Genomic DNA, 18,164 nt, shown 5'->3' on the forward strand with positions numbered 1-18,164 from the left:
GCGCCCGTCGGGCGGGTAGCGCGCGTACTTTCAGTCTGCGCTCGCTGACGGTTCGGGCGGTGCTCTTCAAGAGCACCGGTGAACTGATTCCGCTGTACGCGCTGTATGCCCTGCTGTTCGCCGACCACGGCATGAGCACGGGGCAGATCTCCTTGCTGTTCGCCATTTGGTCGATGACCTCGTTCCTGCTCGAGGTGCCCTCCGGTGCGTGGGCCGACACGGTTTCGCGGCGCGGACTGCTCGTGCTCAGCGGTGTTCTGCTGACGGCGGGCTTCGCGCTGTGGACGGCGGCGCCCTCCTTCACGGGCTTCGCCGCCGGGTTCGTGCTGTGGGGTACCTCGGGCGCTCTGGCCTCCGGCACCTTCGAAGCGTTGCTGTACGACGATCTCGCCGCCCGCGGTGCGTCGTCGACATATCCGCGCATCCTCGGTTACACCCGGGCCGGTGCGGAAACCGCCGTCGTCATCGCGATCGTCGCCGCGACGCCGTTGTATCTCATCGGTGGCTATGCCCTCGTCGGCTGGGCCAGTGTCGCTCTGGCCGCCGTGCACACGCTGGTCGCGCTCTCGCTGCCCACCGCGCCGAAGGCGGTGTCCGCGGCGAACGTCGATGATCTCGAAGAGGACGAGTCGGCATCTTTCGCGTCACCTTCCGTGGTGGCCGGTGAGACGGGCGGCTCCGCGGGTTCGAATGCGGATGTACGCGGGTCCGTCTCGGTGATCGAGGGCTATGACGAGACTCGGGATGATCAGGCGGACGTCACGAGAAGATCGGGAGCGTTCGCGCGCTACCTCACCATGCTGAATGCCGGTGTGGGCGAGGCCCTTCGCGTGCGGATGGTGCGCTACGGCGTGCTGCTGGAGGCGCTGCTGTTCGGGATCACGGCGTTCGACGAGTATTTCGCCTTGCTGGCGGAGGAGGCGGGCGTATCGACGGCCGTCGTGCCGCTGCTGGTCGGCCTCACTGTGCTCGGTTCGCTGACGGGGTCGGTGCTGGCGGGGCGCACCGAAGGAATGGCGGGCCGGACGATGTCGATCGCGGTGGGTGTCGCGGGCGTGCTCTTCCTCGGCGGCGCGCTGATAGCCGGTCTCGCGACCGGTCGTCCGAACGCGGTGTACTTGCTGACCACCCTCGGCTTCGCGTCGATCGGAATCTCCTACGGCATCGTCTACAACGCGGGCATCGTCGCGGCCGCCCGCCTCCAAGACGCCATCGAGGGTCCCGCCCGAGCGACCGTCACCTCGGTCTCCGGTCTCCTGGGCGAGGTGATCGCCCTAGCGGTCTTCGGATTCGCCGCCCTCCTGACCCTCCACGCCGCCATGTCCACCCTCTTGGCCATCCTCGGCGCTTCCATCCTCGCCATCGCCGCCCTCATTCCCCGCTGGCTCCCACCCCGCCACTGACCACGAGTGGCACACCATCGAGAGCGCTTCTCGCGAAATGCCGAAGTGATGTGCCACTCGACGATTGGGTAGCGTGCGGGAGTGCGGTTGGGGCTGTTTGCGGGGTTCGGGATCGGTGCCGGGGTGGCGGTGCAGGGGCGGATCAATGGCGCGTTGGGGGCGCGATTGGAGGATGGGATCGCCGCGGCCACGATCAGTTTCGGGGTGGGACTGGTCGTGTTGGGCGTGGCGTTCGCGGTGAGCGGGCGGCTGCGGGACGGTGGGCGGCGGGTGCGGCTGGCTCTGGCCGAGGGTGGACTGCGGCCGTGGCAGTTGCTCGGCGGGCTGTGCGGCGCGTTCTTCGTCGCGTGCCAGGGGCTGACGGTCGCCGCGATCGGCGTCACCGCGTTCACCGTTGCGACCGTCGCGGGGCAGTTGCTCAGCAGCCTGGCCGTCGACCGGCTCGGGCTCGGTCCGAGTGGGCGGACGCCCGTCACCGGGGTGCGTCTCGTGGGTGCGGCGCTCGGGGTGGCGGCGGTGCTGGTAGCCGGATTCGGGCACCACCGCGCTACCGGTGGTCTCTCCGTGCCCGACGCGCTGCGCGGCACGCCGACCGTGTTGTTGATCGCGCTGCCCGCGCTGGCGGGCATCGGCCTGGCTTGGCAGCAAGCGGTGAACGGCAAGGTGGGCGCGGTCGGCGGAGCCATGTCGGCGGCGATGGTCAATTTCTGCGTCGGCCTGGCCGCGCTGCTCGTCATCGAGGTCGCGGTCATCGCGACTTCGGGCGGCCCGGCCGCATTCCCGACCGAGCCTTGGCTCTACACCGGCGGTTTCATCGGCGTCGCCTTCATCGCCCTCGCCGCCATGGCGGTGCGGTGGATCGGCGTGCTGCTGCTCGGGCTCACCTCGGTGGCGGGACAGTTGCTGGCCTCCCTGGTCCTCGACGCGCTCACCCCGACCAGCGCGGGCTTGTCCGCCACCGCGATCGTCGGCTGTGTGCTGACGTTGGTCGCGGTCGCCATCGCGACTCGGTCGCAGTCCTGAGGACACTCGCCCGACATTCATGTTCGAAGTGCATGAATGTGGGAGGGTGCGCTCATGCTGATCGAATACGGGGTGTGGGTTTCGCGGCTGGGACTGACTGCCGTCTTCGCGCTGTCGGCCTGGGGCAAGCTGACCGATCGCGGCGCGGCACGGCAGGCGGTGAGCGATTTCGGGGTGCCGCTGCGCTGGGCGCCCGCGGCGGCCTGGGGGTTGCCGATCGCCGAGGCGATGATCGCGGTCGGTGTGCTGTTTCCATGGGTTTGCGGCCCGGCGGCGCTGGCGGCGCTGGTGCTGCTCGCCGTGTTCACCGTGGCGATCACGCGCTTGCTGCGGCGGGGTGAGCATCCTTCCTGTTCCTGTTTCGGTGCTGCGAGCGCGGCGCCGATCGGACCGAGGACGCTGGTGCGCAATGCTCTTCTCGCGGCGCTCGCCGTGGTTGTCGGCATCGGCGCGCAGACGCATCCGCGCGTTCCGATGGGCCTGCCCGCCGACAACGCGGTCGGCTGCGCGGTTGTCGCCGCAGTGGTCGCGGTGCTGGTCTGGTTGACCGGCCAGCTGCGTGTCCTGCGCCGCCGAGTGGACGAGCAGGCGTTGTCCACGCTGGGCGCTGAGGGCTTGCCCGTCGGTGCGGTGGCGCCGGAGTTCGAACTGTTCGGCGCCGAGGGAACGAAGACCACGCTCGAGGATCTCTTGGCCTCGGCGAGGTCGGTGCTGCTGGTCTTCGTGCACCCCGGCTGCGAGCTGTGCGCGGCGCTGGCACGGGAACTGCCCCGCTGGCGTGCGCGAACCGGAGACGCCCTCGCGATCGTCGCGGTCGGCAACGGCGATGCCGCCGAGCAGGCCGCGTGGGGAGCCGAGCACGGGTTGGGCGACATTCCCTCGCTCGTGCAGCAGGGCAACGAGGCGGCCCTGCGTTACCGGGTGCGCGGTACGCCGTCCGCCGTGCTGATCGATCCCGAGGGACGTGTCGCCGCGCCGGTGGCCAGAGGGGGCATCGCGATCCGCGAGTTGATCAGCACGGTGCGGGCAACGCCGCGCAAACCGGCGCGCGACAAGATCCCGGCCGGGGCCGCGCGTTAGTTTCGGGGCGTACCTCTTTTCTGCCGCCGAGACCGACCCGAGTCCGGTTATCTACTGGTTAGCAAATTTCTAGCAAATCTACGGTGATGCGCCGATAGGATCGAACCGCACCGGTGCGGAATTCGCCATCCAACCAACACGACCCATCGACAAGAGGGGAAGACATGGCGCTCTTCGCATTCACCGACTACTCCGGCAAAGAGTTCGTCATCCAGCTGACCAACGAGCAGCGGATCGCCGAAGCACGCCGCATCCTGTCGGGTGACGAGCAGATGTCCGTCCACGTCATGGGCCGGATCCGGAAGATGCCCGCCCCCTACAACCCGGGTTGGGACTTCCATCTGGACCCCGACACCATCACCTTCTTCACCATGGCGATCGAAGTCTGCGACGCCAGCATCATGTACGTGAACGATCACCTGGACGAGGCGTGCGGCGCGTTTCTGCCGGGCTGCTTCTGGTGTCCGTGGTCGTCGAAGCTGACCCGCGAGGTCGCCGACCGGTAATCGGTTGGCAAACGCTTCCGGCCGGCGTGTGAACGCCGGCCGGAAGTCTCGGATTCAGTCCAACTTGCGCGAGCGCAATTCGTGGCCCTTGGACGTCTTGCACCGTCCCGACTCCAGGTCCCACTGCCAGCCGTGCAGGTTGCAGGTCAGCGTGTTGCCTTCGACCACGCCGAACTTCGACAGGTCCGCCTTCAGGTGCGGGCACCGCCGCTGCACCTCCCAGCCGCTGAGTTCGGTGGAGGCGGAGTCGTCGTGCGCCTCGGAGAACCAGCCGTCGGCGTAGGCGATCCGCTCGTCGGTGAGGCACTTGAAGAAGGTGTAGAGGAACTCGTTGTATCCGCCGATGCGCCAGGCCTGGAAGCGGGTGGACAGGAAGATGGTGTTCACCCAGTCGGGCTCCCGGTCGCGCAGCACCGTGCGCACCAGCTCCGGCGCGATGCGGAAGCCGTAGCGGTAGCGCCCCTCGCCTTCGATCGGCTCGCGCACCGTGCGCTTGGGGAAGTCCAGCACGACGGTCTCCTCGCCGATCACCAAGCCGACCGGGTAGCCGATGCCGTCGCAGATCACGTCGCTCTGGGCCATGATCGGCTCGAACACTTTGCGCAGCGGCTCCAGCAGCGAGCCGTCGCCGCGCTCCCAGGTCGCCTTCTCGGCCTCCAGTACCGGGGCGAGGCGCTGGGCCATCCGTTCGATGTACTCGGCCTTGTTGTCGTAGATCTCGGCGGGGTCGCTCGGGTGGGTCAGGGTCAGCTCGGCGCCGCGCACGTCCGCGACCGAGCCGGGGATCATCAGGATCCCGCCCCCGTTGCCGTGGATCTCCATCTGCTCCAGGAACACCTTCTGGTCGGGGAAGATGTTGCCTTCGTCACCGCGATCGTCGTTGAGGTAGCGCAACTCGTCGTCCAGGAACACCGGCGGACCCGCCGACGGCACCACCCAAGTCGCGCCGACCTGCTCGATGTAGCTGCGGGCCCGGTCCATGCCGCGCTGACGCTTCTGCTTGCCGAAGTTCGACTTGGTGCGGGCCGGGATGTCGTAGACCATCGGGTACCAGATCGCGCCCGAGTACTGCAGCAGGTGGATGTCGACATGGCCGAAGGCGTCCTGCAGCACGTCCATGTCGACCGGGCGGGCGTCGTTCATGTTGAAGCAGGTGGTCTCGCCGTCGGAGACCACGAGCCCGGAGTCGCCGATCGGGCCGTCGGCGGGCGCGCGCAGCGCGATGATCATGACGTCCAGGTCCCCGCCGGGGCCGGTCACCGTGTGCTTGACCGAGTCCTCGGTCTCGAAGAACTTGTGGAAGCCCAGCTGCTCGAGCTCCCGGCGCAGATCCGGCACGGGATAGTCCGGCAGCAGCACGGTCGCGTCCTTGTTCACGTGCTCGGCCAGCGTCTTCGCGTCGAAATGGTCGCGGTGCAGGTGCGAGACGTACAGGAAGTCGCATGCGCCCAGCTCGTCCCAGTCCAGCTGGGTGTTGTCGGGGAACGGGAACCAGGAACCGAAGTACGCGGGGTTCACCCAGGGATCGCAAAGGATCGACCCGGCCGCGGTGCGGATGTGGAATCCGGCGTGTCCGACGCTGGTGATCTGCACTAGCTGCTCCTCCTGCTGTTTACCAGCCAACCAGGGTAGTGGTTACGGCGAGACATCGCCGATGCAGTAGCCGTCCGTCCCGGAGCGCAAGGTGAAGGTGCGGGTCTGCGTCACACCGGAGGAGTTGGTCACCGGCACGAGCACCGCGATGTAGTCGGTGTTCACCTGCTCCGACCGGATCTGCTGGTCGGCGAACTCGGTGGCCCCGGTGAGCACGCCCTGGTTGTTCGCCAGCGGCGCGGGGCTCGGACGCCCGGTGCCCTTGGGATCCCAGGACGCCGGGGACGCCTTACAGATCAGAGGGTAGTCGCCTTCTTTGTCGGCGGGGTCGAGCGGAGTGCCGACGAAGCGGGAGAGGTACCGGCGCACGGTGTGCCGGGCGTCGGCGTCGTTGTAGGCGATCTCCGCACCGGCCGTCGCGACGCGCGGGCAGGCGTAGCCGGTCTCGATCTCGGCGCGCTGGACGGCGACGGTGGTGGTCGGGCTCTTCCAGACGACGGCGTCCTCGCCCGCCGTGCCGGGCTGGGCCAACGCGGTGAGGACGGCCTGCTGGTCTCCGTACATCTCGGCGACGTTCCTGGGCGCGATGGTCCAGCACTTGTCCTGCATCTCGGCGATGGTGTGCGAGCGCAGGTCGGCCGCCCAGCGCCGCATCGCCGGGGCGGCGGCAGGCACCCCCGCGACCGCGCCGACCGGCGGAGCGTCGGCGGGAACCGGCGGAAGCGCGGAGGTGCTCGGCGGGGGCGTGGCCGGGACGGCGGCCGGCGGTGTCGTGCGAACGGCCGCCTGCGGCGGGGTCTCCTCCGGAATGCCGACGACGGAATCGCATCCGGTCAGCGCGATCGCAGCGATCAGGGCGGAGCCGCAGGCCAGCGCGGCGCGGGTCGCTCGCCCGGCCCGGTTCCGCTCGCGTGCTGCACTGCGGTCGTACTCGCGCGGTACCGATCGGGCGCGTTCCACTTCGACGATCCTCTTCTCTCCGGACGTGCGGTCGGGGCTGCTCATGCGTCCTCGCTCCGGCGCGGCGCGCGGCGGCGGCGAACTGCCGATGGGGACGAGCAGCGACTACGCTAGCGGACTTGTGGAACCCGTCTACCGGACGATCATCGGCCTCGCCCGTACCGTCTTCTTCATCGAAGGTCTGAAGTTCACCGTCAAGGGCGATGAACACATTCCCGCCCGAGGTGGCGCCGTGCTGGCGGTGAACCACACCGGCTACATGGACTTCACCTACGCGGGCCTGCCGGTGCGCACCCCGAAGCGCTACGTCCGGTTCATGGCCAAGAAGGAGGTCTTCGACGACAAGATCTCCGGCCCGATCATGCGCGCGCTCAAGCACATCCCCGTCGACCGTTCGGCGGGCGCGGATTCCTACAAGGCCGCTGTGGACTATCTGCGCCGTGGCGAGCTGGTCGGCGTGTACCCCGAGGCGACGATCAGCCGCAGTTTCGAGATCAAGGAATTCAAGTCCGGCGCGGCGCGCATGGCCATCGAGGCGGAGGTGCCGATCATTCCGATCGTCATCTGGGGCGCGCAGCGGGTCTGGACGAAGGGGTTCCCGAAGCGGCTGGGCCGCACCAACACGCCCATCTCGATCGCGGTCGGCGAGCCGATCCAGCCGTTCGAGCCCGCCGCCGAACTCACCGCCAAGCTCCGCTCGACCATGCAGGAAATGCTGGCCGACCTGCAGAAGGACTATGTGCACGAGCCCGGTGCGTACTGGGTTCCGGCCCGGCTCGGCGGCAGCGCTCCTACCCTGGAAGAGGCGGACGCGATGGACGCCGCCGAAGCCGAGGCGAAGGCCGCGCGCAAGAACGCGGCGGGGCAGTAGCGGGAGGCGTGATGGCGCGCGAACCGGTTTACGACATTCTCACCGGATTGGCCCGCGCCATCTTCTTCGCGCAGGGTCTGCGCCTCGATATCCAGGGCAGGCAGCACATTCCGCGTTCCGGCGGCGCGGTGCTGGCGGTGAATCACACGGCTTATCTGGATTTCATGGAAGTCGGACTGGTCGGGCGCAAGTCCGGCCGCAACGTCCGGTTCATGATGAAGGCCGAACTGGAACACGGCATCGTCGGCTTTCTCATGAAGCACTGCAAGGCGATCGGCGTCGATCGCACGGCCGGAGCCGAGTCGTACGCCCGCGCGGTGACCGCCTTGCGCGCGGGCGAGGTGGTCGTGGTCTATCCCGAGGCGACGATCAGCCGCAGCTTCGAGTTGAAGGAATTCAAGTCCGGTGCGGCGCGCATGGCGGTCGAAGCCGGGGTCCCGATCGTTCCCCTGGTCATCTGGGGCGCTCATCGGATCTGGACCAAGGACATCCCCAAGCAGTTGGGCCGCCATAATTTTCCGGTCACCATCCGGATCGGCGCACCGATCCCACCCGATGAACCGGCCGAGAAACTCACCGCCACCTTGCGGACGCGGATGAGTGAGCTTTTGGATCTCGCTCAACGCGACTATCCGATGGTGGAAGGCGCCCGCTGGGTCCCCGCACGGCTCGGTGGAACCGCCCCGACTCTCGCGGAGGCGGCTGTGCTGGAACGCGAGGAGATGGAGAGGCGGCGGCGCGCGAAGGCGCGGTGACGGCGCTGTACCCGCCACGCTGCCGTGTCACGAGGTCGGGCAAGGACCTCGTGACACGTCGTAGGGCGGCACTCGATCAGGCCGCGTCGAGCGCTGCGGTGATCTTGCGGACCATCTCGACCAGGACGGGGCCGGGCGCGCCCTTGTGGGATCCGGCTGCTGCGTCGATGGCGACGAGGACGGTGCTGCGGAAGTTGTCGGCCTCGGCCGGGTCCTGATTCGCGAGCAGCCTCATCGCCGCGGTCAGGGCAGGCAGCACATGGTCGGCGAGTTCGGCGACGTTCTTGCCGTTCAGGGTGATGTCCTTGGACTTCGCGGCGAGTACGTGCCCGACCAGGCCGGTTGCCGACGACAGGGCGATGCTGCCGTGCGTGGCGGCCTTGTGGGGTGAGCCGGTGGCGTCGGCGGCGGCCATGAGCGATACGGCGCCGTAGGCGGCGGTGCGGACGGTGGCCTTGTCCTGGTCGGTCAGGGTGATGGACATGGTGGTGTGCTCCTTCGAAATGTGGGGGGTCGGCGGGCCGGTCAGTGGCTCGGCGAGCCGTGCTGGTCTCCGGCCGGTGCGGTCTGGCGGACGGCATCGGCGATGGCGCGGAAGTCCTTGCGCAGGATCGCGCCGTGGTTGCCGGCGACCTTCGCGCCGATCCGGATGTTCGGATTGCGGGCGCACACGCCGTCGAGGCTGGTGCGGATTCGCTCTTGCTCGTCGCCACGGCTTCCGAACGACGTCCCCGAAGCAACCACATACCGCACCGGAACAGTGCTGCGGTCCAGCAGGGGACCCAATTCACGCTCGCGGGAGAGCTTGCCGAGCTCGATGTTGCTCTCGGCCATCTGTTCGGCGGTCATCCGCGGGGTCAGACCGGTCGGGCGCAGCAGCGGCGTGAACCAGCTCAGCCGCTTGAACAGCTTGCGGATCCGCTGCTCCATGGCCTCGTCGAGCCAGTCGTACGGGAACGCGCCGTCGACCAGCACCGCGCCCATGGCACGGTCCGGATTCCGGTCGGCCCAGTGCGCCGCGACGACTGCCCCGTAGGACCAGCCCACCAACAGCGCCCGGTGCACGCCTCTGGCCGCCGAGACCGCATCGACGTCCCGGACGGCGGCCTCGAAGGAATAGTCCGCCGAACGCCGGGATTTGCCGCGGGCGCGCTCGTCGAAGGTGATGTGCCGGTAGCCGGGGCCGAGCTCGGCGATGACCCGCCGCCAGTAGCCCTGAGTGGCGAACTGGCCATTGCAGTAGATCACGGGGATACCGGGACCGCCGGTGTCGGTGACCGCCAGGGCGGTATCGTCCACCGGCACCGTGCCGGTCCACTTCGAAGCGCGGGCCGGGTTGCTGTTCTTCTTCATGGCAACAACTCTCGGCGTCCGGGCTGACACTGCCCTGACACCCGCCTGACACGGCCACTGACACCGTGTTTCGCGGCGGCGGTTGTGCTCAGCCCGAATCGGGTGCGTTCTCGACCGCCCTACGCGAGCGGCGGTCGGAACATCCGACTACCGCCCGGTCCGCAGGGTCTTCAGTACGCTCCGTCACCCCGGGCCACCACACCGACCGTGCGCGCGATCAGCCGCAGGTCCATCCGCATGGACACGTTCTCCACGTAGGACAGATCGAGCCGCACGGCGTCTTCGAGCGGAAGGTCCGACCGGCCACTGACCTGCCACAAGCCGGTCAGCCCCGGCTTCACCAGCAGGCGTCGGCGCATCATGTGGTCGTAGGTGTCGACTTCCCGCCGCACTTGCGGTCGCGGCCCGACCACGCTCATGTCGCCGCGCAGCACGTTGAGGAACTGCGGCAGCTCGTCGAGACTGTACTTGCGCAGGAATCGTCCCACCGGCGTGACGCGGGGATCGATCTTCATCTTGAAGAAGACCGGATTTGCACCCTGCTGTGCGATCAAAGCTTCGGCATATCGGTCGGCATCGTCGTGCATACTGCGAAACTTGATCATGCGGAAGGGCAGGCCGTATCGGCCGATGCGTTCGGACAGGTAGAAGACCGGGCCGCGGCTGGTGGTCTTCACCGCGATCGCGATCACGAGGAACACCGGTAGCAGCAGTAGCAGGCACATCGTCGCGAAGACGATGTCGAAGGCCGTTTTGCTGACCGACCGAGCCCGCTCGTACTGCGGTTCGGCGATGTGCATCATCGGCATTCCCGCGACCTGCCGATTGGTGAGCCGGGATATGGCGATGTCGACCGCCCCTGGCGCCAGCATGAACTCGACTCCCAGCGCATCCAGTTCCCAGGCGAGCCTGCGCAACTCGGTCGGACCGAGATGCCGGGTCGGACCGATGGCGACGGTGTCGGCGTGGGTGTGCAGGACCGCCCGCAGCACGGCGCTGTCGTCGCCGACGACCGCGACCGTGCCGCCGGTGAACGCCAGCGGCGCGTCCCCTGATTGCCCACCCGGCACGCAGGCGCCGACAACGTTGTACCCGGCGCCCGGGTCTGTGGCGAACGCCGCGGATATCGCCGCGGCCGCTTCGGCCGTACCGACCACGAGTACGGCCGAACGATAGCGTCCCCGGCGGCGTGCCCTGGCAAGCTGGTGGCGCCACCACAGTCGTCCGCCGACCACCGCGAGTACGCCCGCCGGAAAGGCGATCGCGAGATACCCTCGGGCGAACTTGATTTCGAGTGCCAGTGACGTGAATGCCAGTACGCCGAACAGGTGCATCGTCGCCGACATCAGCCGCCGGAATTCCTCGACGCCGCTGCCGACCAGCTGCGGCGCACGGCTGCCCGCACTACCGAGGATCGCGAACCAGCCCGCAACCAGCGCCCCGGATACCATCGTGTAACCGACCCGGTACGGCCCTTCCCAGGCCAGCGGCGGGGCGCCGCCCTCATTGAAACGGATCAGCTGCGCACTCCCCACAGCGATGGATACGGCGGCGAAATCGGTGATGGCGAGGCGGCGTACGTACTCCGATCGCCAAGCCTTACGGGTCGAGACGGTAGCCGGGGTAACCGTGAAGGATCGTGGGATTTCGGCGGTCCCATGCCATTCCGGGACAGCCTTGGATTTCATCAAGAGAACACCCCTCCTGGGGCAACGGTGGAATTGCTACCCGATCCGAGGATCGGCTGTCCCGGCAGCGTCCCGACCGCCTCTACCGAGCGCTTCCTCGGCACTTGATCGGCAAGTGTCACAACATTTCTCGCCGGTCAGAAGGTGTGCGCGAGGCAGCGTGATCGGGATGTTAACTGATGCGAATCCACCCAGCGACCCATTGTGATGCGTGTTTGGAATAACACCACGAATGCGAATACGTAATGTGCCCTATATCACAGTTAGTAACGCGGATGTGTAACCCGGCCGATATTGCCGTCGGTACGCTGAAGGTCGCAACAGGTGCGGTCGGTACCACGAATGACGTTCTCGTCGCGCGCATCTCGTGATACGCCGGGCAGCTTCTGCTTCCGTGTGCCGCGACAGGCGTTCCGGCGGGCCGGGGCGTTTCGAGCAAAGGATCGGATCTGTGCGCTGTCGACTCTGTGACTCCGACAGGCTGTCCAGCATTCTGGACCTCGGCGCCACGCCGCCGTGCGAATCGTTCCTCACCGCCGATCAGCTCGACCTGCCCGAGCCGACCTATCCCTTGCACCTCCGGGTGTGCGCCGACTGCCTGCTACTGCAGATTCCGGCGCTGATCACGCCGGAGGACACCTTCACCGAATACGCCTACTTCTCCTCCTACTCCGACAGCTGGGTCCGGCACGCGGGCGAGTTCGTCGACACCGCGACCGCACGGCTGGGGCTGGGCAGGAACTCCTTCGTGGTAGAGGTCGCCAGCAACGACGGCTACCTATTGCGCCACGTCGTCGACCGCGACATCCGATGCCTGGGCATCGAGCCATCGGCCAACGTCGGAGCAGCGGCTCGCGAGTCGGGCGTGCCCACCGAAACCGCCTTCCTCGACGAGGATTCCGCACGCCGCGTCCGTGCCGAACACGGCCCCGCGGATCTGGTGATCGCGAACAACGTCTACGCCCACATCCCGGATCTGCGCGGGTTCACTCGTGCGCTGCGCATCCTGCTGGCGGATGACGGCATGCTGACCATCGAAGTCCACCATGCGCTGAACTTGGTCGAGTCCGGTCAGTTCGACACCATCTACCACGAGCATTTCCAGTACTACACCGTGCTGTCGGCGCAGCGTGCGCTCGCTGTCGCCGGATTGACCGTGGTAGATGTCGATCGGCTACCGACGCACGGCGGATCGATCCGGCTGTGGGTGCGCCCCGATGCCGCCGCGGAGGCGGTGAGCGACCGGGTGCGGGTGGTGCTCGACCTCGAGCGCGCCGCCGGACTGCACTCGGTGGCCGGCTACACATCGCTGCGGGAGCGTGCCGAGTCGGCGCGGCATGAATTGCTTCGGTTCCTGCTCGACTGCAGGCGCCAGCGCAAACGCGTCGCCGGATACGGTGCACCGGGCAAGGGCAACACACTGCTCAACTACTGCGGGATCCGACCTGACCTGCTCGAGTACACCGTCGACCGCAACCCCTACAAACACGGCAGATTCACACCGGGAACGCGAATCCCGATCCACCCGCCGGCCCGGCTCGACGCCGATCGCCCGGACGTGATCGTGGTGCTGCCTTGGAATCTCGAGTCCGAGATCACCGCACAGTTGCGGCATGTCGCCGAGTGGGGCGGTCGGCTCGCCTATCCCTTGCCCGAGCTGCACGTGATCGACCCGGCGTTTCCGGCCCGCCCGGTGCAGGCCGGAGCCGAGTCGAAAGGAAACCGGCGCCGATGAAAGTCGTCTTGTTCTGCGGTGGCTACGGCATGCGCATGCGCGGAGGCAGCGATGACATGGTGCCCAAGCCGCTGCAACTCGTCGGCCCGCGGCCCTTGCTCTGGCATGTGATGCGGTACTACGCGCACTACGGCCACACCGAATTCATCTTGTGCCTCGGATACGGCGCCGAGCACATCAAGAATTTCTTCCTCACCTACCGGGAGTCGGCGTCCAACGACTTCGTGATCCGCAACGGCCGGGTCGAGTTGCTCGGCAGCGACATCGATGACTGGACGATCACCTTGGTCGATACCGGCGTGGAGTCGGCCATCGGGGAGCGCCTGCGCCGGGTGCGCGAGCATCTCGGCGACGACGAGCACTTCCTGGCCAACTACGCCGACGTCCTCACCGACGCTCCCCTGGACGAGATGATCACCCAGTTCCACGCTTCGGGGGCGGCGGCATCTCTCATGGTGGTGCCGCCGCAATCGTCGTTCCACTGTGTGGACCTCAGCCCTACCGGCGAGGTCAAGGACATCGTTCCCGTGGCGAATATGCCATTGTGGGAGAACGGCGGCTATTTCGTACTCGGCCGGGAGATCTTCGACCTGCTGCCACCCGGTGGAGATCTGGTGGAGGACGCCTGCGGAGCGCTCGCAGGCCAGGGCCGGTTGTTCGGTTACCGCCACGACGGATTCTGGAAGCCGGCGGATACATTCAAGGAGCGCGCCGAGCTCGACGCGGCCTACCGCAGCGGACACCGGCCATGGATGGTGTGGGAGCCGTGATCGCGCTGCTTCCCCCGCGGCCCGCCGAGATCGCCCTGCTCGGCGCGCACTGCGATGACATCCCGATCGGCATGGGCGCCACGCTGTTGTCGCTGACCCGCGACCATCCGGGTATGCGGGTGCGCGTGCTGGTCCTCTCCGGTGCGGGCACCGAGCGCGAAGAGGAGGAACGGGCGGCGCTCACCGCCTTCTGCGCCGGACGGACACCGGAGTTGACGGTGCTCGACGTCCCGGACGGACGAGCACCGGCGCACTGGGATCGGATCAAGACGGCCGTAGCGGAGTTTCGCCGGGCGGGTGAACCGGACCTGGTGTTCGCCCCGCAACCGGGCGACGCGCACCAAGATCACCGCACGCTCGCGGAGCTGGTGCCGACCGAGTTCCGCGACCACCTGATCCTCGGCTACGAGATCCTCAAGGCAGAGGTCGACACACCGGCGCCGACCGTGTTCCACCCGGTCGACGCGGAGCTGGTCCAGCGGAAATCGGAACTGCTGCACCGGCATTACCCGTCCCAGACCGGTCGCGACTGGTTCGACGAAACCGCGTTCCTCGCCTCCGCGCGGATCCGCGGCGTGCAGTGCCGCACCGAGTACGCCGAAGCCTTCGTGGTGAACAAGGCCGTCATTCGATGGGAGAAGCAGTGACAACGATGCGAGTCCTGGTCACCGGGCATCAGGGATACCTGGGCACCGTCATGGTCCCGATACTGCGGGCCGCCGGGCACGAGGTCATCGGGCTCGACGCCGGTTGGTTCGCCGACTGCCTACTCGGCGAGTTCGCCGGTGACCCGGTGGGCCTGCGCCTCGATCTGCGATCGGTGGGGATCGAAGACCTCCGCGGCATCGATGCGGTCGTCCATCTCGCCGCGCTGTCCAATGATCCTCTGGGCGCGCTCGCGCCGGAAGTCACCCATGAGATCAACCATCGCGCCTCGGTGCGTCTGGCTCGGCTCGCGAAAGAAGCCGGTGTGTCACGGTTCCTGTACGCATCCACCTGCTCGGTGTACGGGGCCGCCGGAGACGAGCTGGTGACCGAGTCGGCGCCGCTGCGGCCGATCACCCCGTACGCCGAGTCGAAGGTGCGGGTCGAAGACGACGTCGCGGCGCTGGCCGACGACCACTTCGTTCCGGTGTTCCTGCGCAACGCCACCGCGTTCGGATTCTCGCCTCGCCCCCGCGCTGACATCGTGCTCAACAATCTCGTCGGTCACGCCGTCCTCACCGGTGTGGTCAAGGTGCTCTCCGACGGCACGCCCTGGCGGCCGCTGGTCCACGCCCGCGACATCGCGGCAGCCTTCGAACGCTGCCTCACCGCACCGGCATCGGCCGTCGCCGGCCGGGCGTTCAACATCGGGACCGAGCGAAACAACCTCACCGTTGCCGAGATCGCCGAGTCGGTGGTGGCCACCGTGCCGGGGTCGCGGCTGCTGGTCACCGGCGAGACCGGGGCCGACCCACGCTCCTACCGGGTCGACTTCTCCGCCGCTCGCGCGGTGCTCGGGTTCGAGGCGCAGTGGTCGGTGCCCGACGGCGCCGCCGAACTCTACCGTGAGTACACCGAACGCGGCCTCACCCAGGACGCCTTCTTCCAGCGATTCACGCGACTCACGTGGCTCCAGCGGCTGCGCGCGTCCGGCGCGCTGGACCCGCGGCTGTGTGCGGTCACCGCGCCGGCGACAGGGTAGCCCGCAGATGCTCCCATCGTCCCGCGTTCGCGTCGCGATCCGACACCACCGTCACCGGCAGGGGCCAGGCGATCGCCAAGTCCGGATCATCGAAGGCGACGCCGAGATCCTCGGCGGGATCGTGCGGCCGATCGATGCGGTAGCACACGTCGGCGGTGTCGGTGAGCGCTTGGAATCCGTGCAGGAATCCCGGCGGCACGTACAGGTGCCGGAACTCCTCGTCGTCGAGCCGGAACGCCTGCGTCCGGCCGAACGTCGGCGACGACGGCCGGATATCGACCAGCACGTCGTGCACCGCGCCGTGTGCGCAGCGGACCAGCTTGGCCTCGCCGCGCCCGGATCGGCCGTGCATGCCGCGCACCACCCCCCGGCGCGACCGGGACTGCGAGTCCTGCACAAAACTGGCGGAAATTCCCGGAATCCCCAGGTGGGAGTCGAATTCGGCGGCATCGAAGGTCCGGGTGAAAAGGCCCCGGTCGTCCCGGACGGGCGCTGGGATCAGCACCACCACGTCGGCCAGGTCGGTCTGCTCGATACGCACACCGGCATCGTGTCATGACCGGCCGCTGCCGCGCCTGCTCCGGCGCCGTTCTGCACACCGTCCTGGATCTCGGGACGGTGCCCGCGGCCGATGATTTCCCGCCCGCGGCACGACCGGTGACGCCGGCGGAGACCACGCATCCACTGCGGATGGTGCGGTGTGCGCGATGCGAGCTGGCACAACTCGCCGAAGACGACACCGTGGCGTCCGAACCCCGTGGAGTGGAGCCGCAGGCTCTCCGTGATCAGGCCGCTGACGCGATTGCGCGGGTCGACGCGGCCGGCCTGCTGCGCGGCAACACGGTCATCGAATTCGGCAGTCCGCACGGTGGTTCGTGGCTGCCGTTGCTGGCCGAGCGTGGCTGCGCGGAAGCCGACGCGGCGCGGGCGGACCTGGTTCTGGACTGTTTCGGCATCATGCACGAACCCGACCAGCGTGCAGCCTTCGCCGCCCGCGCCGCGGCCGTCGCCCCAGGCGGATTGTTGCTGTTGCAGTACCACTCGCTCGCCGCCATCGTGGCACAGCGGCAGTGGAACGCGTTGCGCCACGGGCATTTCGCGTACTACTCCCTGCATGCGCTGAGCCTGGCGCTCACCGGCGCGGGCATGGGCGTGACCACCGCGTGGGAGTTCGACCTCTACGGCGGGACGGTGCTGGTGGCAGCTCGGCGCGGCCCCGCAGCGCCCGACCACACCGTGCGCGAGATCCTGTCCCGCGAAGGAGAGCTCATCACCTCGGAATCGCTGCGCCGGCTACAGCGGTTCGTGGACGATCACGTGCGCGCGCTGCGGACCTGGCTGATCGATGCGGCCGCAGCCGGGCAGCGAGTCTATGCCTACGGGGCGGCGTCCCGGGCAGTTGCCCTGCTGTCGCTGGCTGGTGCGCACCAGGGGCTTGTCGCAGGCGTCGCCGACGTCGCGCCCGCCAAGCAGGGACGCCGAATGCCCGGCACCGACATCCCGATCATCAGCCCACGGGAGCTGATCGCGGCAGCACCCGACCGGGTGCTGTTGACGCTGCCCGACCTGCTGGGTGAAGTGTCGGCCGGACTTCCGGAACTCGACGGTCGCTGGTTCCTCGACGATCCCCGCGGACCCAGAAAAGGAGGTGTGGACGACCGCCACACCGCCCGGGCCGCCCCCGGCCAGCAGTTCACGAGCGAAGGACAGCCGTACCGATGAACACCACCCTTCGGATGCGCCGACAGCGGCTGCACTGGCCCACTCACTCGGTCGCACCGGCCACGGCGCTGATGATCGTGGCTGTCTTGCCGATGTGCGGCGGCACCGCCGCTGTCGACGGCACGAGCTCGACGGTGTGATCGACAGTGGACCCTACCGGACAGAAGCGACCGCGATCGTGCTCAGCGGCCTACCGTGGCCCGCGCGCGCACCCGCAGCCGCGTCCCCAACGCCCGGACCAGGCGCAGATCACCGGCCAGCACGTCGGCCGGACGCACGAGATCCGGGTGATCGGCGCCCAGGCGATGATGGAATCGCAGCTGCTCGGTGAGCTTGCTACGGGTCGAGGTGCGACTGCACAGGTTGAACGAGGAGTTCCGCCACGCGGCAACGATGTCACCGAGCCCGACGAAAGCGCCGCGGCTGCCGACGCGGGCGAACAGGTCCACATCCATCGGAAACACCAGGTCGCCGCGCAGTCCGCCGACGGCGTCGTAGTCGGTACGCCGGAACATGGCGGCCGCGGTCGGGCCGAAGTCGGCCGGTCCGCGGCGCACGATCATCCGGGCCAGATGGCGGCTGCCGTGCCTGCCGACCAGCTGCGGCAGCCCAAGCCCAGTCTCGAGCATGTCGCCGGACTCGTCGATCACGTCGAACCTGCCCGCGCACAACGCGATCGCGTCGTCGTCGAACTCCGCCGACTGCGCGGTGAGGGCGCCGGGACGCAGGATGTCGTCGGCGCAGACCACCTTCACGAGGTCCCCGGTGGATTCCCGGATCGCCCGGTCCCAATTGGCGCCGATCGGCAGTACCCGATCGTTGCGCAGCACACGTACGCGCGGATCGCGCCGCGCTCGCGCGATGTCACCGGTGCGGTCGGTGCTCGCGTTGTCGAGGATCACGACTTCGAAATCGAGATCTTGGGCCAGCACCGAGTCCAGGGTCGCGGACAGAGTTCGTTCCGCGTTGTAGGCCGGCACGCACACCGACAGTTTCCGCATCCCAAGCCGCCCCTTTG

At 68.2% G+C, this 18,164-nt stretch carries 19 protein-coding genes; 12 read left to right on the plus strand and 7 right to left on the minus strand.

Annotated elements, in window-relative coordinates; all coding sequences use genetic code 11:
* Positions 1 to 59 precede the first annotated feature (59 nt).
* From ACFV2O_RS03090 to ACFV2O_RS03105, 4 genes are all read left to right on the plus strand, one after another.
* Positions 60 to 1,403: an MFS transporter gene (locus ACFV2O_RS03090; protein ID WP_379249781.1), complete on the plus strand. Its 1,344-nt coding sequence runs from the start codon at positions 60 to 62 to the stop codon at positions 1,401 to 1,403.
* Between the two features lie 81 nt (positions 1,404 to 1,484).
* Positions 1,485 to 2,426 carry a DMT family transporter gene (locus ACFV2O_RS03095; RefSeq protein WP_379249783.1) on the plus strand — a complete coding sequence of 314 codons (942 nt, stop codon included), beginning with the start codon at positions 1,485 to 1,487 and terminating at the stop codon, positions 2,424 to 2,426.
* Positions 2,427 to 2,480: 54 nt separating this feature from the next.
* Positions 2,481 to 3,506: a peroxiredoxin family protein gene (locus ACFV2O_RS03100; protein WP_379249785.1), complete on the plus strand. Its 1,026-nt coding sequence runs from the start codon at positions 2,481 to 2,483 to the stop codon at positions 3,504 to 3,506.
* Positions 3,507 to 3,670: 164 nt separating this feature from the next.
* On the plus strand, positions 3,671 to 4,012 hold the full coding sequence (locus ACFV2O_RS03105; RefSeq protein WP_379249787.1) for a calmodulin: 342 nt from the start codon (positions 3,671 to 3,673) through the stop codon (positions 4,010 to 4,012).
* Positions 4,013 to 4,066: 54 nt separating this feature from the next.
* Here the strand turns inward: ACFV2O_RS03105 and ACFV2O_RS03110 are convergent, their stop codons facing one another.
* Together ACFV2O_RS03110 and ACFV2O_RS03115 are read right to left on the minus strand one after the other, a co-directional pair.
* The gene (locus tag ACFV2O_RS03110; RefSeq protein WP_356963297.1) at positions 4,067 to 5,605 is read right to left on the minus strand and encodes a Rieske 2Fe-2S domain-containing protein; all 1,539 of its coding nucleotides are present in this window, start codon (positions 5,603 to 5,605) and stop codon (positions 4,067 to 4,069) included.
* A gap of 42 nt (positions 5,606 to 5,647) precedes the next feature.
* Entirely contained in the window at positions 5,648 to 6,610 is a 963-nt protein-coding gene (locus ACFV2O_RS03115; RefSeq protein ID WP_379249789.1) for a hypothetical protein, read from the minus strand.
* Positions 6,611 to 6,686: 76 nt separating this feature from the next.
* Between ACFV2O_RS03115 and ACFV2O_RS03120 the strand changes: the two genes are divergently transcribed.
* The gene (locus tag ACFV2O_RS03120; protein WP_356963299.1) at positions 6,687 to 7,436 is read left to right on the plus strand and encodes a lysophospholipid acyltransferase family protein; all 750 of its coding nucleotides are present in this window, start codon (positions 6,687 to 6,689) and stop codon (positions 7,434 to 7,436) included.
* An 11-nt stretch (positions 7,437 to 7,447) separates the two neighbouring features.
* The gene (locus ACFV2O_RS03125) at positions 7,448 to 8,191 is read left to right on the plus strand and encodes a lysophospholipid acyltransferase family protein (protein ID WP_379249791.1); all 744 of its coding nucleotides are present in this window, start codon (positions 7,448 to 7,450) and stop codon (positions 8,189 to 8,191) included.
* A gap of 76 nt (positions 8,192 to 8,267) precedes the next feature.
* Here ACFV2O_RS03125 and ACFV2O_RS03130 read toward each other — a convergent pair whose 3' ends face one another.
* From ACFV2O_RS03130 to ACFV2O_RS03140, 3 genes are all read right to left on the minus strand, one after another.
* A complete protein-coding gene (locus ACFV2O_RS03130) occupies positions 8,268 to 8,675 on the minus strand; it encodes a hypothetical protein (protein ID WP_379249793.1) in 408 nt (135 codons plus the stop codon).
* Positions 8,676 to 8,716: 41 nt separating this feature from the next.
* Positions 8,717 to 9,544: an alpha/beta fold hydrolase gene (locus ACFV2O_RS03135; protein ID WP_379249795.1), complete on the minus strand. Its 828-nt coding sequence runs from the start codon at positions 9,542 to 9,544 to the stop codon at positions 8,717 to 8,719.
* A gap of 170 nt (positions 9,545 to 9,714) precedes the next feature.
* Positions 9,715 to 11,232 carry a sugar transferase gene (locus ACFV2O_RS03140; protein WP_379249797.1) on the minus strand — a complete coding sequence of 506 codons (1,518 nt, stop codon included), beginning with the start codon at positions 11,230 to 11,232 and terminating at the stop codon, positions 9,715 to 9,717.
* Positions 11,233 to 11,683: 451 nt separating this feature from the next.
* Here ACFV2O_RS03140 and ACFV2O_RS03145 point away from each other — a divergent pair, with 451 nt between their 5' ends.
* The 4 genes from ACFV2O_RS03145 to ACFV2O_RS03160 are packed head-to-tail and all read left to right on the plus strand — an operon-like array spanning position 11,684 to position 15,424.
* Entirely contained in the window at positions 11,684 to 12,967 is a 1,284-nt protein-coding gene (locus tag ACFV2O_RS03145) for a methyltransferase domain-containing protein (RefSeq protein WP_379249799.1), read from the plus strand.
* A complete protein-coding gene (locus tag ACFV2O_RS03150) occupies positions 12,964 to 13,737 on the plus strand; it encodes a glucose-1-phosphate cytidylyltransferase (RefSeq protein WP_355073250.1) in 774 nt (257 codons plus the stop codon). The genes ACFV2O_RS03145 and ACFV2O_RS03150 overlap by 4 nt, the downstream gene beginning before the upstream one ends.
* Complete coding sequence (locus ACFV2O_RS03155) at positions 13,716 to 14,384, plus strand: PIG-L deacetylase family protein (protein ID WP_379249800.1); 669 nt, start codon at positions 13,716 to 13,718, stop codon at positions 14,382 to 14,384. Before ACFV2O_RS03150 ends, ACFV2O_RS03155 begins: the two co-directional genes overlap by 22 nt.
* Positions 14,385 to 14,389: 5 nt before the next feature.
* A complete protein-coding gene (locus ACFV2O_RS03160) occupies positions 14,390 to 15,424 on the plus strand; it encodes an NAD-dependent epimerase/dehydratase family protein (RefSeq protein WP_379250125.1) in 1,035 nt (344 codons plus the stop codon).
* Here the strand turns inward: ACFV2O_RS03160 and rfbC are convergent.
* The gene (gene rfbC / locus ACFV2O_RS03165; RefSeq protein WP_379249802.1) at positions 15,402 to 15,965 is read right to left on the minus strand and encodes a dTDP-4-dehydrorhamnose 3,5-epimerase; all 564 of its coding nucleotides are present in this window, start codon (positions 15,963 to 15,965) and stop codon (positions 15,402 to 15,404) included. The two genes, ACFV2O_RS03160 and rfbC, sit on opposite strands and share 23 nt — an antisense overlap.
* 14 nt (positions 15,966 to 15,979) lie before the next feature.
* On the opposite strand from rfbC, the gene ACFV2O_RS03170 reads away from it, so the two are divergent.
* Positions 15,980 to 17,146, plus strand: coding sequence for a class I SAM-dependent methyltransferase (locus ACFV2O_RS03170; protein WP_379249804.1), 1,167 nt, complete (start codon positions 15,980 to 15,982; stop codon positions 17,144 to 17,146).
* Positions 17,143 to 17,286 (plus strand): hypothetical protein, encoded by a 144-nt coding sequence (locus ACFV2O_RS03175; protein WP_379249806.1) that lies wholly within the window; start codon positions 17,143 to 17,145, stop codon positions 17,284 to 17,286. The genes ACFV2O_RS03170 and ACFV2O_RS03175 overlap by 4 nt, the downstream gene beginning before the upstream one ends.
* A gap of 42 nt (positions 17,287 to 17,328) precedes the next feature.
* Here the strand turns inward: ACFV2O_RS03175 and ACFV2O_RS03180 are convergent, their stop codons facing one another.
* On the minus strand, positions 17,329 to 18,147 hold the full coding sequence (locus ACFV2O_RS03180) for a glycosyltransferase family 2 protein (RefSeq protein WP_355073243.1): 819 nt from the start codon (positions 18,145 to 18,147) through the stop codon (positions 17,329 to 17,331).
* Between the last annotated feature and the right edge of the window lie 17 nt (positions 18,148 to 18,164).

This window comes from Nocardia sp. NPDC059691 (assembly GCF_042733915.1).
GTDB lineage: Bacteria > Actinomycetota > Actinomycetes > Mycobacteriales > Mycobacteriaceae > Nocardia > Nocardia sichangensis.

What these genes read in the sequence shown, in the direction of transcription:
- ACFV2O_RS03100 (WP_379249785.1), top strand. Translation starts at nt 2,481, where the DNA reads ATGCTGATCGAATACGGGGTGTGGGTTTCGCGGCTGGGACTGACTGCC.
- ACFV2O_RS03105 (WP_379249787.1), top strand. Translation starts at nt 3,671, where the DNA reads ATGGCGCTCTTCGCATTCACCGACTACTCCGGCAAAGAGTTCGTCATC.
- ACFV2O_RS03115 (WP_379249789.1), bottom strand. Translation starts at nt 6,610, where the DNA reads ATGAGCAGCCCCGACCGCACGTCCGGAGAGAAGAGGATCGTCGAAGTG.
- ACFV2O_RS03125 (WP_379249791.1), top strand. Translation starts at nt 7,448, where the DNA reads ATGGCGCGCGAACCGGTTTACGACATTCTCACCGGATTGGCCCGCGCC.
- ACFV2O_RS03130 (WP_379249793.1), bottom strand. Translation starts at nt 8,675, where the DNA reads ATGTCCATCACCCTGACCGACCAGGACAAGGCCACCGTCCGCACCGCC.
- ACFV2O_RS03135 (WP_379249795.1), bottom strand. Translation starts at nt 9,544, where the DNA reads ATGAAGAAGAACAGCAACCCGGCCCGCGCTTCGAAGTGGACCGGCACG.
- ACFV2O_RS03140 (WP_379249797.1), bottom strand. Translation starts at nt 11,232, where the DNA reads ATGAAATCCAAGGCTGTCCCGGAATGGCATGGGACCGCCGAAATCCCA.
- ACFV2O_RS03150 (WP_355073250.1), top strand. Translation starts at nt 12,964, where the DNA reads ATGAAAGTCGTCTTGTTCTGCGGTGGCTACGGCATGCGCATGCGCGGA.
- ACFV2O_RS03155 (WP_379249800.1), top strand. Translation starts at nt 13,716, where the DNA reads ATGGATGGTGTGGGAGCCGTGATCGCGCTGCTTCCCCCGCGGCCCGCC.
- ACFV2O_RS03160 (WP_379250125.1), top strand. Translation starts at nt 14,390, where the DNA reads ATGCGAGTCCTGGTCACCGGGCATCAGGGATACCTGGGCACCGTCATG.
- ACFV2O_RS03170 (WP_379249804.1), top strand. Translation starts at nt 15,980, where the DNA reads ATGACCGGCCGCTGCCGCGCCTGCTCCGGCGCCGTTCTGCACACCGTC.
- ACFV2O_RS03175 (WP_379249806.1), top strand. Translation starts at nt 17,143, where the DNA reads ATGAACACCACCCTTCGGATGCGCCGACAGCGGCTGCACTGGCCCACT.
- ACFV2O_RS03180 (WP_355073243.1), bottom strand. Translation starts at nt 18,147, where the DNA reads ATGCGGAAACTGTCGGTGTGCGTGCCGGCCTACAACGCGGAACGAACT.